This is a genomic window from Klebsiella sp. OBRC7 (genome assembly GCF_000293135.1).
In the GTDB taxonomy this organism is placed as follows: Bacteria; Pseudomonadota; Gammaproteobacteria; order Enterobacterales; family Enterobacteriaceae; genus Klebsiella; species Klebsiella michiganensis.
The window spans coordinates 61483-76752 of record NZ_ALNJ01000004.1 but is presented as its reverse complement, the minus strand read 5'-3'; the positions used below and the strand labels follow the sequence as shown (position 1 = coordinate 76752).

The 15270-nt window shown below is 53.8% G+C and carries 15 protein-coding genes; 7 read left to right on the top strand and 8 right to left on the bottom strand.

What is annotated here, in order from left to right:
• Nucleotides 1-24 precede the first annotated feature (24 nt).
• The 8 genes from HMPREF1144_RS01355 to seqA form a co-directional block, all read right to left on the bottom strand.
• Complete coding sequence (locus HMPREF1144_RS01355; RefSeq protein WP_046878552.1) at nucleotides 25-954, bottom strand: ABC transporter permease; 930 nt, start codon at nucleotides 952-954, stop codon at nucleotides 25-27.
• Nucleotides 955-1021: 67 nt separating this feature from the next.
• A complete protein-coding gene (locus HMPREF1144_RS01350; RefSeq protein ID WP_004848870.1) occupies nucleotides 1022-2506 on the bottom strand; it encodes a sugar ABC transporter ATP-binding protein in 1485 nt (494 codons plus the stop codon).
• Nucleotides 2507-2611: 105 nt separating this feature from the next.
• Nucleotides 2612-3478 (bottom strand): ABC transporter substrate-binding protein, encoded by an 867-nt coding sequence (locus HMPREF1144_RS01345; RefSeq protein WP_014228426.1) that lies wholly within the window; start codon nucleotides 3476-3478, stop codon nucleotides 2612-2614.
• 279 nt (nucleotides 3479-3757) lie between these two features.
• On the bottom strand, nucleotides 3758-4831 hold the full coding sequence (locus HMPREF1144_RS01340) for an erythritol/L-threitol dehydrogenase (RefSeq protein WP_004848867.1): 1074 nt from the start codon (nucleotides 4829-4831) through the stop codon (nucleotides 3758-3760).
• 116 nt (nucleotides 4832-4947) lie between these two features.
• Nucleotides 4948-5745 (bottom strand): DeoR/GlpR family DNA-binding transcription regulator, encoded by a 798-nt coding sequence (locus HMPREF1144_RS01335; RefSeq protein ID WP_004848865.1) that lies wholly within the window; start codon nucleotides 5743-5745, stop codon nucleotides 4948-4950.
• Between the two features lie 322 nt (nucleotides 5746-6067).
• Complete coding sequence (locus tag HMPREF1144_RS01330; protein WP_004848863.1) at nucleotides 6068-6487, bottom strand: hypothetical protein; 420 nt, start codon at nucleotides 6485-6487, stop codon at nucleotides 6068-6070.
• 57 nt (nucleotides 6488-6544) lie between these two features.
• Nucleotides 6545-8185, bottom strand: coding sequence for a phosphoglucomutase (alpha-D-glucose-1,6-bisphosphate-dependent) (gene pgm, locus HMPREF1144_RS01325; RefSeq protein ID WP_004848861.1), 1641 nt, complete (start codon nucleotides 8183-8185; stop codon nucleotides 6545-6547).
• A 31-nt stretch (nucleotides 8186-8216) separates the two neighbouring features.
• On the bottom strand, nucleotides 8217-8765 hold the full coding sequence (gene seqA / locus HMPREF1144_RS01320) for a replication initiation negative regulator SeqA (RefSeq protein ID WP_009651664.1): 549 nt from the start codon (nucleotides 8763-8765) through the stop codon (nucleotides 8217-8219).
• A gap of 184 nt (nucleotides 8766-8949) precedes the next feature.
• Here seqA and ybfF point away from each other — a divergent pair, with 184 nt between their 5' ends.
• The 7 genes from ybfF to tcuB all read left to right on the top strand — a co-directional run bounded on the left by ybfF (nucleotide 8950) and on the right by tcuB (nucleotide 15256).
• Nucleotides 8950-9723 (top strand): esterase, encoded by a 774-nt coding sequence (ybfF, locus tag HMPREF1144_RS01315; RefSeq protein ID WP_009651658.1) that lies wholly within the window; start codon nucleotides 8950-8952, stop codon nucleotides 9721-9723.
• Between the two features lie 133 nt (nucleotides 9724-9856).
• Complete coding sequence (gene ybfE / locus HMPREF1144_RS01310) at nucleotides 9857-10150, top strand: LexA regulated protein (protein WP_004848855.1); 294 nt, start codon at nucleotides 9857-9859, stop codon at nucleotides 10148-10150.
• Nucleotides 10151-10299: 149 nt separating this feature from the next.
• On the top strand, nucleotides 10300-10830 hold the full coding sequence (gene fldA / locus HMPREF1144_RS01305; protein ID WP_004848853.1) for a flavodoxin FldA: 531 nt from the start codon (nucleotides 10300-10302) through the stop codon (nucleotides 10828-10830).
• A gap of 291 nt (nucleotides 10831-11121) precedes the next feature.
• A complete protein-coding gene (fur, locus tag HMPREF1144_RS01300; protein WP_004130476.1) occupies nucleotides 11122-11574 on the top strand; it encodes a ferric iron uptake transcriptional regulator in 453 nt (150 codons plus the stop codon).
• A gap of 128 nt (nucleotides 11575-11702) precedes the next feature.
• A complete protein-coding gene (tcuR, locus tag HMPREF1144_RS01295) occupies nucleotides 11703-12629 on the top strand; it encodes a tricarballylate utilization LysR family transcriptional regulator TcuR (RefSeq protein ID WP_004848850.1) in 927 nt (308 codons plus the stop codon).
• A gap of 97 nt (nucleotides 12630-12726) precedes the next feature.
• A complete protein-coding gene (gene tcuA / locus HMPREF1144_RS01290; protein WP_009651659.1) occupies nucleotides 12727-14130 on the top strand; it encodes an FAD-dependent tricarballylate dehydrogenase TcuA in 1404 nt (467 codons plus the stop codon).
• A complete protein-coding gene (gene tcuB / locus HMPREF1144_RS01285) occupies nucleotides 14117-15256 on the top strand; it encodes a tricarballylate utilization 4Fe-4S protein TcuB (RefSeq protein ID WP_009651663.1) in 1140 nt (379 codons plus the stop codon). Before tcuA ends, tcuB begins: the two co-directional genes overlap by 14 nt.
• The last annotated feature ends 14 nt before the right edge of the window (nucleotides 15257-15270 follow it).

Below are 15270 nucleotides of genomic sequence, written 5' to 3'. Positions count from 1 at the left end.
CCTTCGCCTCATATTTAAAATAAATTAACGTCTGGCTGAGCTAATAAAGGTGGCGCCCCAAATAATAAGCCCTTTCACCACGTACTGAACGTAAGGTGAGATCCCCAGAAGGTTTAAACCATTATTCAGTACGCCGAGCATCATGGCGCCAATCAGCGTGCCGATAATCATTCCGCGACCGCCGGCAATGGATGCCCCGCCGAGCACCACGGCGGCAATGGCATCCAGTTCAAATCCGACGCCGGCATTCGGCTGGCCGCTCATCACCCGCGAGGTGAAAATAAGACCGGCAAAACTGGCGGTAAAACCGCTGATCACGTAAACCAGCAATTTATAATATTTCACCCGCAGGCCGCTGAGGCGCGCCGCTTCTTCATTGCCGCCGAGGGAATAAACATAGCGACCAAACGGCATATGATTCAGGACGATATAAAAGATGAGATATAAAACCACCATCAGAATAATAGGCACCTGAATACCGAACAGATATTCACGGCCCCAAAAAGCGAATGAATCCGGTAAGCCGGAGATGGGATAGCCGCCGGTATAGATCAGCGCCAGTCCCTTCGCAATAATCATTGCCCCGAGGGTCACGATAATCGGCGGCATTTTACCGTAGGCGGTTAAAAAGCCGTTCAGCGCGCCAAAGGCGACGCCGGAGCACAGGCCGATAAGAATGGCTAACCACGGATCTAAACCATAGTACTTCATTAATCCCGCCATCAGGGTACCGGCCAGGGCCATGACCGCGCCGACGGAGAGGTCGATCCCGCCGGTCAGAATGGCAAAGGTCATCCCGATGGCAATGATGGCATTAATCGATACCTGACGGGCGACGGTCGATAAGTTATCGACCGTTAAAAAGTAGTCATTAAAAATAGCCATGCAGGAGAACAGGAGTACCAGACCAACAAACGGCAGGAACGCGGGCATTTTTAATAAACCATGGAGCATCTTTTTATTTTTATCAGGAGATGCGGCGGGCGCTAATGACACGTTTTCATTACTCATTTAATACTCCCTAAATAATATTACCGGCAGCGTGCAGCATAATCACAGTGGAATTAATTTGGTCGTTCTCGAGTTCGGCAACGATATTACCGTCGCGAAAAACCATTACCCGGTCGCTAACGCCAATCACCTCTGGTAGCTCAGATGAAATCATAATTATTGAAATACCCTGGGCGGTGAGGTCGCGCATAATCTGATAGATTTCTGATTTCGCTCCGACATCAATACCGCGAGTCGGTTCGTCAAAAATAAGAATATTGACATCATGATTTAACCAACGGGAAATAACGACTTTCTGCTGGTTACCGCCGCTCAACGTCCCCACCGCGGTCCCGGCATCCGGCGTTTTCACACCAACGTGATTAATTAAACGCTCGGCGGTCAGGCGCTCTTCGTTATCGCGGATAAGCGAGAACTGGCAGGCGTGTTTGTTAAGCCAGATATTATCTTTAACCGAAAAAGGCAGCACCAGCCCCTGCGTTTTGCGGCTTTCCGGCAACAGACCAATGCCCAGACGCAGAGCCCGGTCGGTGGATTTTATCGTCACCTCTTTTCCGGCCAGGCGGACACGCTTTTTGAAGCATTTATCCGCGCCGGTGAGGGCCAGGATCGCTTCGGAACGCCCCGACCCCACCAGCCCGGCGAGGCCTAAGATCTCCCCTTTGCGCAGCGTCAGCCGATTGAGCTGGCTACTTTCGGTAAGCTGAATTTCGGCCTCCAGCAGTATCTCATCATGCGCCAGCGTCCGCCGCTCGGGATAGATATTCTCCACCTCACGGCCGACCATCATCTGGATCATCTCGGCGATATCGATATTGTCGACCTTTGCCGACCCGATATATTTGCCGTCGCGGAGAATGCTCAGGCTGTCGCAGATCTCATATATCTCCTCAAGATGGTGTGAGATAAAGAACATCCCGACGCCTTTAGCCTTTAAATCGCGCATCACGCGGAAAAGATGCTCCGCCTCGCTCGGGGTTAAGGTCGCGGTGGGTTCATCCAGAATGAGAATTCGCGCATCCAGCGACAGCGCTTTGGCAATTTCCACGAACTGCTGTTCGGCGACGCTGAGATGGCAAATTTGCTCATCGGGATCGAGGGTCACGCCAAGATCTTTAAAAATGCGTAACGCCTCGCGGCGCATCGCTTTACGATCCAGCAGGCCAAAACGATTTACCTTTTCGCGATTAAGGAAAATATTCTCATAAGCATTCAGATAGGGAATAAGAGAAAACTCCTGAAAGATAATCCCTACGCCGCAGGCAATCGCGTCACGATAGTTATGAAAATGCTGCTGCTTACCGTCAATAAAAATATTACCGGCGTCAGGTTGATATATCCCGCAAAGGATTTTCATTAACGTCGATTTACCCGCGCCGTTTTCACCTAATAAAGCATGTACCTCCCCTCTGCCAAGGGTGATATTGACATTATCCAGCGCCTTGACCCCGGGGAAGCTTTTACTGACGTTTTTGACTTCCAGTAAGCTGGGCATAAACATCGCTCCATAATGGCTCGATAAAATAGCGAGCCATACTTTAATAAGAATCCGGCACGGCTCACCTGAATAAGCGAGAGCCGCTGTGGCGTAATAATGCGATTACCAGTGGAAATCTTTGGCGTTGGTTTTATCGATAAGCTTCACATCAACAGGGATCTCTTTAGGAATATTCGCCCCCCAATGTTTGGCCAGGGCAATACCTAAACCAATACGCAGCTGATCGCGCGGGAACTGAGCGGCGGTGGCAATAAACGGCGTATTACCTTTAGCAATTTCAGCGACCGCTTCCGGAGAACCATCAACGCTCACCAGCTTCACATCGCGCCCTGATGCCTGAATCGCCGCCAGAGCGCCGAGTGAGCCAACATCATTCACGCTAAAAATACCGTTGAGCGTCGGGTTGGATTGCAGCATATTTTCCGTCACGCTCATGGAGGTATCGCGCTCTTGTTTACCATTCAGTTTGGTAATCACTTTAATATTGGGATGCTTTTTCATGGCATCTTCAAAGCCGCGCACGCGCTCCAGAATAGGTACCACCGGAATCCCGTCGAGAATCGCTACGTTGCCTTTATCACCCAGCGCTTTGGCTAAGTGTTCTCCGGCAATAAAGCCCGCATCATAGTTTTTTGAGCCGACAAAAGAATCTATCGGGCCATTAGCCTGAGCATCTATCGCCACCACCACCACGCCGGCTTTTTTAGCGGCCAGCACGGCGGTTTCCGCACCGACGCTATCAGCCGGGTTAATCAGCAAAATATCTATTTTCTTTTGCAGCATATCCTCAACGTCGCTAATCTGCTTGGAGACATCATGCGCCGCATCCGCTGTATAGACGGTGGCGTTAATATCTTTTGCCGACTGCTCAAGCGACTCTTTCATGGTGACGAAATATTCGTTATTCAATTCCTGGAACGACATACCGATAGTCAAAGGTTTGGCATTAACGCAGGCAACCATGCTCATCGCAAGAAGTCCTGAGAGTATTGCTTTAGTCTTAATTTTTACAGGCATTCACTATCTCCTTATTGAGTAATGCGCTGAGAAATAAAATTTATTTATCAGCGTTTTCATGGTACGGATGCTGCCTGATATACTGAGCAATAAATACACCGCTGGCAGATAGCCAGAAGCCACTGATATTGATCTCAGTTATCCCCATGATTGAAATCCAGTATTTAATGAACAGCCATCAGCGGTCATTGCGTAATAATTAAAAATGGCGAACTTAACTAATTAAAAAATTTATGGCTTAATGACGACCTTAATCGAATCGAGCGATTTAGCCATCTCAAAAGCGGCTTTCCACTCATCAATAGAATAGAAATGCGTCACCACGCCTTTGGCGGTCAGCAGACCGCGCGCAAAGAGATCGATGGCGATTTCATAGCTGTAAGGCCCCAGATGCGCGCCGCGGATATCCAGCTCTTTACGGTCGCCAATGATGGACCAGTCGGCGGTCGTTTCTTTACCAAACACGCTGAACTCAACGAAGCGTCCCAGCTTACGAATCATCTCCAGCCCCTGGGTCACGCCGATAGGGGCGCCCGTCGCTTCGATATACACATCGCAGCCGTAGCCATCGGTCATGGATTTTACGATAGCGATGGCGTCCTCTTGCGCCGCATTGATGACCACGTCGGCACCAAACGCTTTCGCCAGCGCCAGGCGGTCGTCCATCGTATCGATGACCACCAGTTTCTTCGGCGTTTTAAGATGAGCGACCTGCACCATACACAGCCCCAGCGGCCCGGCGCCGGCGATAACAACCACATCATCCAGTTCGATATCACCGCGGCGTACCGTGTGGATTGCGCAGGCCATAGGTTCGATCAGCGCGGCATCTTCTTCACTTAATGATTCAGGAATTTTGTGAATAATCGCCCGTTCGGAAAAACGCATATATTCAGCCATACCGCCATCAGCGACATCCTTCTGGAAACCGTAAATATCATGGGTTTCGCACATCCAGTATTTGCCGGTTTTACAGAAGCGGCACTCGTGGCAGGGGACAATCTGTTCAGCCAGGATGCGATCGCCAATTTTTAATTGATATTTTTCAGCGGAGCCCGGGCCTAACTCGGCAACCCGACCGTAAAACTCATGGCCGGGCACTACCGGCGTTTTTACCCACGGATTATCGCCCCAGAACATCGGCGCGCCGTCCTGGGCCTTGCAGTCGCCGGCGCAGATTCCACACCCGTCAACCTTAATGACCACTTCCTTTTCTTTGGCGACCGGACGGGGAATTTTCTCAAAGCGATAATCCTGGGGACCATGGCAGACAACCGCTTTCATATCTTCAGGTAATTGTTCCATCGTAAACCTCTTTTTCGGATAAATAATGAAGAGGGATGGTATTGCTGGCGCAATACCCCTCCATCGGGCACAAAGGCTATTAAATAATAATGCCGGTAGAATATCTGGCAGAGCGGCTATTTAGTCTCGACAATATGTACCTGGTGCTGGCGATAGGTATCAGCTGGTAATTCGTTAGTGATCAACACATCAATATCCGCCAGATCGCATATTTTATAGAGTGAATAGCGTTCAAACTTACTGCTATCGACCATCAGGATTTTTTGATCGGCAACTTTCAGCATCTCCTGCTTCAGCCGGACGTTGACTTCATTGCTGTCTTTTATTTCCAGCCCGGCGTCGAGACCCTGGCAAGAAAAAAATAGCTTATTGACCTTAAAGTTGTTGATAATGAACTCGGCGACCGGACCGTGAAAATCACCGTGGCGCTCAGAATATTCCCCCCCAACGCTGACGATTCTTATTTTCTTACGACAGGCTAAGGTTTGAATAATATTCAAAGAATTGGTAATCACGGTCAGCTCGATGTCAGGCAGCTGGCGCGCTAAAAACCAGCAGGAGCTGCTATTATCCATGATAATGCACTCGTGCTCATGAATAAACTGCAGCGCGCCTTTAGCAATACGCATCTTACGTTCCGGCTGCTCTTTGGTGCGCTTAATAAAGGCCTCGGCTTTATCGACAAAGTTCCCGTGATTTGTCGGCGTATCGGCAGCCAGAAATGATGCATTATTTTCAGAAATCATTGCACCGCCAAAGCTACGAACTATTTTTTTATTTCTCGCCAGCGCGGTTAAATCCCGGCGAATGGTTTCTGGAGATACGCCGAATATCTGTGAGAGCTCATTAACTCTGGCGCATCCTTTTTCTACGACATATTCCACAATTAATGAATGACGTTTAACTTGTAACATAGACGTTCTCAAGAAAGCATTCAGGATTTAATGACATAAATATAACAAAATCGTCCATATCAGTAAGTGACATAAATCATACAAAATCAAAACAAGTTTTTAGCTTTTTTTAGTTTGAAGTTGATCATATATATCAGGCAACTTTCATTTTGGATGGAATAAATTTGTGATTAAAATCGCAGAATTAGCCGTGATTGTTCGTTTGCTTCAGCCGTATATTCGCTAAAACGGGCAAACCCGGTCAAAGCAATAATACCCGTTTATGCCCGATTCAGTCAGCGTAATATCCGCCAAGCCTGTGCCGTCTGGATAACACATAACGTCAAACCTTGCGGCATCGCCATAATGTCACGACTTTTGCCGCTTCTGAAACCAGCAGCAGAGCAATAAAGAAGGCCGCACTTTTCAACGCCACAGCCTGCGCCAGCCAGACCACCAGCGAAAGCGACGGGAGCATAAAGGCCAGACGCAGCGGCGTCTGCGCATAGGCCAGCCACGGCGCATAGCGGCTCTGGCGCCAGAAGAGAACCATCGACGCGGGAATGCTGATAGTCAGAATAAAATGAAGGGTAAACAGCCAGGCGGCCGCGGAGCCCCAGGTTTGCAGCAGCGGTAAAAAGGAGAGGATATCATCGTAAAGCGGCACTCGCTGGTGGTAGATGTTCCAGCCAATAAACTGCAAGAGATAAAAGAGATCCATCCCGCCCCAAAACCAAAAAACGTTTTTTTGTTCCAGTTTCATCGCTATCCCTGCGAAAAAAATCAGGCCCTGAAAAGGGCCTGATTATCATGATGTCACTTACGCGTTTTTCAGCACTTCGCTGACAATCTCTACCGCTTCTTTCTCAATCTGCTGACGGTGTTCAGCGCCGAGGAAGCTTTCGCAGTAGATTTTATAGGCATCTTCGGTACCTGACGGACGCGCGGCAAACCAGCCGTTGTCGGTCATCACCTTCAGACCGCCAATCGCCGCCCCGTTGCCCGGCGCCGCGGTCAGACGCGCGGTAATCGGATCGCCTGCCAGGGTGCTGGCACTCACCATTTCCGGGGAGAGCTTAGACAGCGCCGCTTTCTGGGCAGACGTCGCGGAAGCCTGCAGACGGTTGTAGCTTGGCGCACCAAAGCGCTCTGCCAGCTCGTCGTAGTGCTGCTGCGGGTTTTTGCCGGTGACCGCGGTGATTTCCGCCGCCAGCAGGCACATGATGATGCCGTCTTTGTCGGTAGACCACGGCGTGCCGTCAAAGCGCAGGAACGACGCCCCCGCGCTCTCTTCGCCGCCGAAGCCGAAGCTGCCGTCAAACAGGCCGTCAACGAACCACTTAAAGCCAACCGGTACTTCCACCAGTTTGCGCCCCAGATCGTTGACTACGCGGTCAATCATCGCCGAGGAGACCAGGGTTTTACCGACAGCCACATCTTTGCCCCACTGCGGGCGATGCTGGAACAGGTAGTTAATCGCCACCGCCAGGTAGTGGTTCGGGTTCATTAACCCGGCCGGCGTGACGATACCGTGACGATCGTAATCCGGGTCATTGGCGAAGGCCAGGTCAAACTTGTCGCGCAGCGCCAGCAGGCCCGCCATCGCGCACTCGGAGGAGCAGTCCATGCGGATTGCGCCGTCTTTATCGAGGTGCATAAAGCGGAAGGTCTGATCGACATGGTCGTTAACGATGGTCAGGTTGAGATTGTAATGCTCAGCGATACGCTTCCAGTATTCGATACCGGAGCCGCCCAGCGGATCGACGCCCAGCGTCAGTCCGGCTTTCTGGATCGCCGCCATATCGACGATATCCGCCAGCCCTTCAATAAACGGCTGCACCAGATCCTGCTCTGTGACGTGGCCGGAGGCCAGCGCCGCATCAAGAGAAATACGCTTCACGCCCTGCAGACCGGCAGCCAGCAGTTCGTTGGCGCGATTCTCTACCACCTTAGTCACGTTGGTATCCGCCGGGCCGCCGTTAGGCGGGTTGTACTTGATACCACCGTCTTCCGGCGGGTTGTGGGACGGCGTGATAACAATACCGTCAGCCAGCGGGCCGCCCTTCTTGTTGTGCACCAGAATCGCATTGGAAATCGCCGGCGTCGGGGTGAAGCCGTTGTTTTCCTGAACGATGACGTCAACGCCGTTCGCCGCCAGCACTTCCAGTACGGAAATGAAAGCCGGTTCGGAGAGTGCGTGAGTGTCCTTACCGACATAGCATGGGCCGGCGATCCCGTTCTTCGCGCGATCTTCAGCAATTGCCTGAGCAATCGCCAGAATATGCTGCTCGTTGAAGTTGTGGCGTGCCGCGCTGCCGCGGTGACCGGAGGTGCCAAACTTCACTGCATGTTCCGCGTTGCCAACTTCCGGCTTCAGCACATAGTACTGGGCAGTCAGCTGGGCGACGTTAATCAAATCACTCTGTTGCGCAGGTTGACCCGCGCGCTTATCGATTGCCATTGCCTGATCCTTCTGGTGCAAAGTTAACTAACTAGATCGTACCGCAAACCTTTTCGATCAATTCCGCAGGGAACTGCATTGACTGCATGATATGTTCGATCATGCTGCATTTGCGACCGGTATTGGTATTTGTAATGACCCACCACGGCGTCCCCGGTACCTGCTTAGGTTTCGTCTGATTACCGTTTTTCTGCAGCGTGCGTTCATCCTCCGCGAAATAAACGCGAGTGCGCCCGTGCAGGGACTCGGTCGCCTCGGCAAACGCTTTGCTGTCTAAGGCGTAGAGGGTGGTCAGAACCAGCATGAAACGGTTTACCGCGCGCTTTTGTTCGGCGTACTCATCAGATAACAGCAGCTCACGCATCGCGCGAACTTTATCTTTCAGAGGATTGGCGGGTTTCACTTCAACGACAGGCGTTGCCGCAGGGGCCGGAGCGGCTTTCGCTACCGGTGCGACAGGCTGGGAAACGGCGGAAAACTTCAACATGCGCCGTAAAATGTCGGATGCGCTCTCGCCAATATGCTTGGTGTGGCTGGCAATATAGCTATAGAGTTCATCATCAACTTCAATTGTTTTCATCTTAATCCAGTGCGATATCTTTTTCTGAATACAAGTTGTCGGGATTATAGGGACAAATCCCAACCGCGGATAGCGTCAAACCAGGATGGCGGTAAAACTCGGATATCTTCCGGGTCTTGCAGCCGGATGGCAGAATGTCCAACATAATACCCTAACCCGACGGAGCGAAAAAAAGAACTTTGCCATGAAATTAAATAGCCGAGCGCAATCTGCACAGAATCCGCACAATAATCCCCCTATCGTCCTGGTCCACGGCCTTTTTGGCAGCCTGGATAATCTTGGGATCCTCGCCCGCGATCTGGTTCACGATCGCGATATTTTACAGGTCGACATGCGAAACCACGGTCTTTCGCCGCGCTCGCCGGAAATGACCTATTCCGCGATGGCCCAGGATCTGCTTGATACTCTCAATGAATCACAGATTGAGAAAGCTACCTTTATTGGTCACTCCATGGGCGGTAAAGCGGTGATGGCGCTGAGCGCGCTGGCGCCGGAGCGCATCGCGGGCCTGGTCGCTATTGATATCGCCCCGGTGGATTATCAGGTTCGCCGTCATGATGAAATCTTCGCCGCCATCAACGCCGTCACCGACGCGGGGGCCGCAACGCGTCAACAGGCGGCGGCAGTCATGCGTCAGCACCTTAACGAAGAGGGCGTAATTCAGTTTCTGCTGAAGTCCTTCGTAGACGGCCAGTGGCGGTTTAACGTACCGGTGCTGTGGGAGCAGTACGATAATATCGTCGGCTGGCAAACCGTTCCGCCCTGGCCGCATCCGGCGCTGTTTATCCCGGGCGGCAACTCCCCCTACGTCACCGATGCCTACCGCGAAACTTTATTAGATCAGTTTCCCCAGGCGCGCGCGCACGTTATCGCCGGCGCCGGGCACTGGGTGCATGCAGAAAAACCGGAGGCCGTTATCCGCGCGATCCGTCGTTATTTGACCTCTACCGCCGCGTAACTGCCTAAAATATACGCGACCGCGCGGCTTAATGCCCGCGGCCGTTGGCGCAGCCCGTCGCCTGATGTATTATGGCGCGCTGTCTGCGTCGGCTATGCCCGATAGCTTGTTTCCCCCGAAGTCACTCTGAATCATGGCAAAAGAACAAACGGACCGTACGACATTAGATTTGTTCGCAACTGAGCGTCGGCCGGGTAGACCGAAAACGAATCCGCTTTCGCGCGATGAACAGCTGCGCATCAACAAACGCAATCAGCTTAAACGCGATAAGAGTCGCGGTCTGAAGCGCGTGGAGCTAAAGCTCAATGCCGATGCTGTCGATGCGCTTAATGAGCTGGCCGAAGCCCGTAACATGAACCGCAGCGATCTCATCGAAGAGATGCTGATGAACCAGCTGGCAGCCCTGCGCGGCCAGGATAAAGCCTAAAACCCTCAAAAAATAAGCTTTCGTGTAGCAGAGTGTGCAGTTGGGCGTGATTGCTGTTTCCGCGCCCTTCTCAGTTCTGCTATCATTGCCCCTATCTGCGGGCATTACGCCACTACCACATCATTAAGTTTCAAGAGGTTATTTTACTCATGGCAATCATCGGCATCTTTTTTGGCAGCGACACCGGCAACACCGAAAATATTGCAAAAATGATCCAAAAGCAGCTTGGTAAAGACGTTGCTGATGTTCACGACATTGCCAAAAGCAGCAAAGAGGATCTGGAAGCTCACGATATCCTGCTGCTCGGCATTCCCACCTGGTACTATGGCGAAGCCCAGTGCGACTGGGACGATTTCTTCCCGACGCTGGAAGAGATCGATTTTAATGGCAAACTGGTGGCTCTGTTTGGCTGTGGCGATCAGGAAGACTATGCTGAATACTTCTGTGATGCGCTGGGGACCATCCGCGACATCATCGAACCGCGCGGCGCAACTATCGTTGGCCATTGGCCGACCGCCAGCTACCATTTTGAAGCCTCTAAAGGCCTGGCCGATGACGATCACTTTGTTGGCCTGGCCATTGACGAAGACCGCCAGCCTGAGCTAACTAACGAACGCGTGGAAAAATGGGTAAAACAGATTTCTGAAGAGCTGCACCTCGAAGAAATCAAGAATGCCTGAGCCTGAACGGCGTAATCATCAGTTTTCGCCGAATTAATAGATAAAAGCAATCAAAGTTATAGCTACAAGTTTTTAACTTTTAATCACATATCTGTACAATGTCCTCTGATTTAACGGGGTCGCGTGAAGCACTTTGTAGCGAGTGCCTCGTTTTTGACAGCATACAAGGCCCGATGCTTGCAGTTTTCATTTCACCATGGCAGTTCTATAATGAGACGCATTACATCGGGTGATTCTCTGTATTACTTCCGCTGATGGAAGTAGATCGTTTAGCAACAGGACAGATTCCGCATGACTGACAACAATACCGCATTAAAGAAAGCTGGCCTGAAAGTGACGCTTCCGAGATTAAAAATCCTGGAAGTGCTACAAGGACCGGATAACCATCATGTCAGTGCGGAAGACTTATACAAACGCCTGATTGATATGGGTGAAGAGATTGGCCTGGCCACCGTCTACCGCGTACTGAACCAGTTCGACGACGCCGGCATCGTCACCCGTCATAATTTCGAAGGCGGTAAATCCGTTTTTGAACTGACGCAGCAGCATCATCACGATCACCTGATTTGCCTCGACTGCGGCAAAGTGATCGAATTTAGCGATGATTCCATCGAAGCGCGCCAGCGTGAAATTGCCGCAAGGCACGGTATTCGCCTGACTAACCACAGCCTGTACCTTTACGGCCACTGCGCAGAAGGCGACTGCCGCGAAGATGAACATGCCCACGACGCGGCAGAGAAATAATCACCGCATCGTATACCGCCAAAAGCCAACCTGAAGGTTGGCTTTTTTTGCCCGGAATCTGCCGCCTCTTTCTCTCGCGCTGCAATACGTTTACTGTCAGTGCATCCTGACGTGTACGGAGAGTCGACATGGAGCTTCGCCAGCTACGCTATTTTGTGCGCATTATTGAAACCGGCAGTATGGGCCGCGCCGCGCTTGACCTGGATATCGGCGTCTCCGCGCTTAGCCAACAGATGGCGCGCCTGGAGAACGAACTCGCCATTCGCCTGCTGCAGCGGACGTCTCGCGGCGTAATGCCGACCAGCGCCGGTCTCGCCTTCTACTCCCAGGCGCAGCTCGCGCTGCGTCACGCCGATGATGCGGTTCTCGCCGCGCGCGAGGCGCGCCTTTCCGGCCACGTCAGCGTCGGTATGGCCCCCAGCACCGCCTCCGTTCTCGGGGTGCCTTTTATTCACGCGATGCGCGAAAGCTATGCCGACGTCCGCCTGCATTTGGTCGAGAGCCTCTCCGGTAACCTTGAACGCATGATCAACACCCGCCAGCTTGACTTAGCTATCGTGTTCCAGAAGGAGAAGCTTGTGCGCTGGAGCGCGAGGCCGATTCTTGAAGAGCGTCTGTTTCTGATTGGCACCCATAAGGTACTGGCTCCCCTTCCCGACGATAGCATCTCGCCGGACCAGCTCTCCGCTGTCCCGCTGATTATGCCAAGCCTGGGGCATGGGCTGCGCGGCAGGCTGGAGGCGATCTGCCAGGAGCATGCACTTAATGTCGATGTGGTCGCTGAAATCGACGGTCTGGCCCTGCTGATGCGCGCCGTCCGCGACGGCCTCGGCGCCACTTTGCAGCCGGGAGCGGCGATTTCTCATCTCGACGGCGAGCCCCTGAGAGTGATCGGCGTCAACAATCCGATACTCAGTCGGCCTAATTTTCTCGTCAGTCTTTCCGATGATGAACTGACCCCATCGGGTCTCGCCGCGCGAGTCATACTGGCAAAAGTCATGCGTCAGCTGGTCGAATCTGGCCGCTGGCCCGGCGCCAGCCTTTACGCACACTAAACCCCTATTTAGCAATACGCCATAGCGTCCTGCCGCCCTGGGCGCATACATTTCCATTACAAATTTAACAATCAAGCAAACCGTAATGGAGCCAAAAATGGTGGATGTACTGGTGATTGGCGGCGGCAACGCTGCGCTATGCGCCGCCTTGACCGCCCGGGAATCCGGCGCGTCCGTGCTGCTGCTGGAGGCCGCGCCGCGCGAATGGCGAGGCGGCAACTCTCAGCACACGCGGAATCTTCGCTGTATGCACGATGCTCCGCAGGATGTTTTGGTCGATAGCTATCCGGAAGAAGAGTACTGGCAGGACCTGCTGCGCGTCACCGAGGGCAACACCAACGAAGCGCTGGCGCGCCTGGTGATCCGCACCTCATCGCAGTGCCGGGACTGGATGCGCCAGCACGGGGTTAACTTTCAGCCACCGCTCTCCGGCGCCCTGCACGTGGCCCGCACCAACGCCTTTTTTATGGGCGGCGGCAAAGCTCTTATAAATGCCTATTACCGCAGCGCGGAGCAGATGGGCGTAAAGATCCGCTACAACACGCCGGTACAGGCGCTCGAATTAGATAACGGCGAATTCGTCGCCGCGCTGGCGGGTGAAGAAAGGATCGTCGCCAAATCCTGCGTCCTCGCCGCCGGCGGATTTGAATCTAACCGCGAGTGGCTGCGTGAAGCATGGGGACAGAACGAGCGCGGTGAATGGCCAGCCGATAACTTTCTCATCCGCGGCACCCGCTTCAACCAGGGCGTGCTGCTCAAATTTATGATTGACGCCGGGGCTGACATCATCGGCGATCCTTCGCAATCCCACTGCGTCGCCATTGACGCCAGGGCGCCACTCTACGATGGCGGGATCTGTACGCGCGTGGATTGCGTGTCGCTGGGGGTGGTCGTCAACCGTGACGCCGGGCGCTTTTATGACGAAGGGGAAGATTTCTGGCCCAAACGTTATGCCATCTGGGGCAGGCTGGTCGCCCACCAGCCCGGCCAAATCGGCTACTCGATCATCGACAGCAAAGCGATCGGCCACTTTATGCCGCCCGTTTTCCCCGGCGCCCAGGCCAATACCATTGAAGCGCTGGCTCGCCAGCTGGGGCTGGACGCGGAACGCCTGGCGCAAACCATCGCCCGCTACAATGCCGCCTGTACGCCGGGCCAGTTCGATCATACCCGCCTTGATAACTGCGCGACATCCGGCCTGACGCCGCCGAAAACCCACTGGGCGCGGCCCATCGACACCCCGCCCTACTATGGCTATGCCCTACGGCCGGGGATCACCTTTACCTACCTTGGACTGCACGTTAATGAACACGCCGCCGTTCATTTTGCGGGCAAGCCGAGCCGCAATCTGTTCGTCGCCGGCGAAATGATGGCCGGCAACGTGCTGGGCAAGGGATATACCGCCGGCGTGGGCATGTCCATCGGTACTACGTTCGGCCGCATTGCCGGCCAGCAGGCCGCCCGTGCGGCGCAGCAGGAGACACACCATGAAATCGCTTGAAAAGCTGATCATTGACGCGCAAATCATCACCGAGTCGGAAGCGGAAGTCGAACGGGTGATGCAGGTCTGTAACGCCTGCCGCTATTGCGAAGGGTTTTGCGCCGTTTTTCCGGCCATGACCCAGCGCCTGGCTTTTGGTAAAGCGGATATAAACTATCTGGCCAACCTGTGCCATAACTGCGGCGCCTGCCTGCATGCCTGCCAGTACGCGCCGCCGCACGAGTTTGCCATTAATGTCCCGAAGGCGATGGCGGAAGTGCGCCTGGAAACCTATCAACACTATGCTCAGCCCTCGGCTTTCGGCAGCCTGTATCGTCGGGCCGGCGTAACCACGGTACTGGCGCTGGTCGGCGGGCTGATCCTCTTTCTGCTGCTGGCGATGGGGCTCAAAGGCTCCCTGCTTCATCCGCCGCTGGCCGGCGATTTCTACCAGATTTTTCCCCATAACCTGCTGGCGTGGATGTTTGGCACAGTCTTCATACTGGCCGTGGGGTTACTGATGGCCGGGGTGATCCGCTTCTGGCGCGAGATCTCGCCGGGTCAGCCTCAGGCCATCGACATCGCTAAAGCCTCGCATAATGCGCTCACGCTGAAGTATCTCGACGGCGGGCACGGTAAAGGCTGCAACGAGGCCGATGACGCGTTTACCCTGCTGCGCCGCCGTTTCCATCACTTTACCTTCTACGGGTTTCTGCTCTGTTTCGCCGCCACCGTGGTGGCCACGGGTTATCACTATATCGCCGGCTGGGAGGCCCCCTACCCGTTCTTCAGCGTACCGGTTGTGCTGGGCACGCTCGGCGGCATCGGCCTGCTGGTGGGCCCGGCGGGTTTGCTATGGCTGAACCTGCGCCGCTCGCCGCTGCACGGCGACCCGCGGCAAAAACCGATGGATCGCGGCTTTATTCTGCTGCTGCTGCTGACCAGCTTCACCGGCCTCGCCCTGCTGGCGGGACGAGACACCTCGTGGATGGGCATTCTGCTTGCCATTCACCTCGGCGTGGTCATGGCGCTGTTTTTGACCCTGCCATACGGAAAATTCGCCCACGGATTTTATCGCTGTGCGGCGTTACTCAAGTGGGCGATTGAGAAACGGCGCGGAAAACAGGCGGCAGTCGCAGGCGACTAGTCCGCTCATCTTAC

What these genes read in the sequence shown, in the direction of transcription:
- HMPREF1144_RS01355 (WP_046878552.1), bottom strand. Translation starts at nt 954, where the DNA reads ATGCTCCATGGTTTATTAAAAATGCCCGCGTTCCTGCCGTTTGTTGGT.
- HMPREF1144_RS01350 (WP_004848870.1), bottom strand. Translation starts at nt 2,506, where the DNA reads ATGCCCAGCTTACTGGAAGTCAAAAACGTCAGTAAAAGCTTCCCCGGG.
- HMPREF1144_RS01345 (WP_014228426.1), bottom strand. Translation starts at nt 3,478, where the DNA reads ATGAGCATGGTTGCCTGCGTTAATGCCAAACCTTTGACTATCGGTATG.
- HMPREF1144_RS01340 (WP_004848867.1), bottom strand. Translation starts at nt 4,831, where the DNA reads ATGGAACAATTACCTGAAGATATGAAAGCGGTTGTCTGCCATGGTCCC.
- HMPREF1144_RS01335 (WP_004848865.1), bottom strand. Translation starts at nt 5,745, where the DNA reads ATGTTACAAGTTAAACGTCATTCATTAATTGTGGAATATGTCGTAGAA.
- HMPREF1144_RS01330 (WP_004848863.1), bottom strand. Translation starts at nt 6,487, where the DNA reads ATGAAACTGGAACAAAAAAACGTTTTTTGGTTTTGGGGCGGGATGGAT.
- pgm (WP_004848861.1), bottom strand. Translation starts at nt 8,185, where the DNA reads ATGGCAATCGATAAGCGCGCGGGTCAACCTGCGCAACAGAGTGATTTG.
- seqA (WP_009651664.1), bottom strand. Translation starts at nt 8,765, where the DNA reads ATGAAAACAATTGAAGTTGATGATGAACTCTATAGCTATATTGCCAGC.
- ybfF (WP_009651658.1), top strand. Translation starts at nt 8,950, where the DNA reads ATGAAATTAAATAGCCGAGCGCAATCTGCACAGAATCCGCACAATAAT.
- ybfE (WP_004848855.1), top strand. Translation starts at nt 9,857, where the DNA reads ATGGCAAAAGAACAAACGGACCGTACGACATTAGATTTGTTCGCAACT.
- fldA (WP_004848853.1), top strand. Translation starts at nt 10,300, where the DNA reads ATGGCAATCATCGGCATCTTTTTTGGCAGCGACACCGGCAACACCGAA.
- fur (WP_004130476.1), top strand. Translation starts at nt 11,122, where the DNA reads ATGACTGACAACAATACCGCATTAAAGAAAGCTGGCCTGAAAGTGACG.
- tcuR (WP_004848850.1), top strand. Translation starts at nt 11,703, where the DNA reads ATGGAGCTTCGCCAGCTACGCTATTTTGTGCGCATTATTGAAACCGGC.
- tcuA (WP_009651659.1), top strand. Translation starts at nt 12,727, where the DNA reads ATGGTGGATGTACTGGTGATTGGCGGCGGCAACGCTGCGCTATGCGCC.
- tcuB (WP_009651663.1), top strand. Translation starts at nt 14,117, where the DNA reads ATGAAATCGCTTGAAAAGCTGATCATTGACGCGCAAATCATCACCGAG.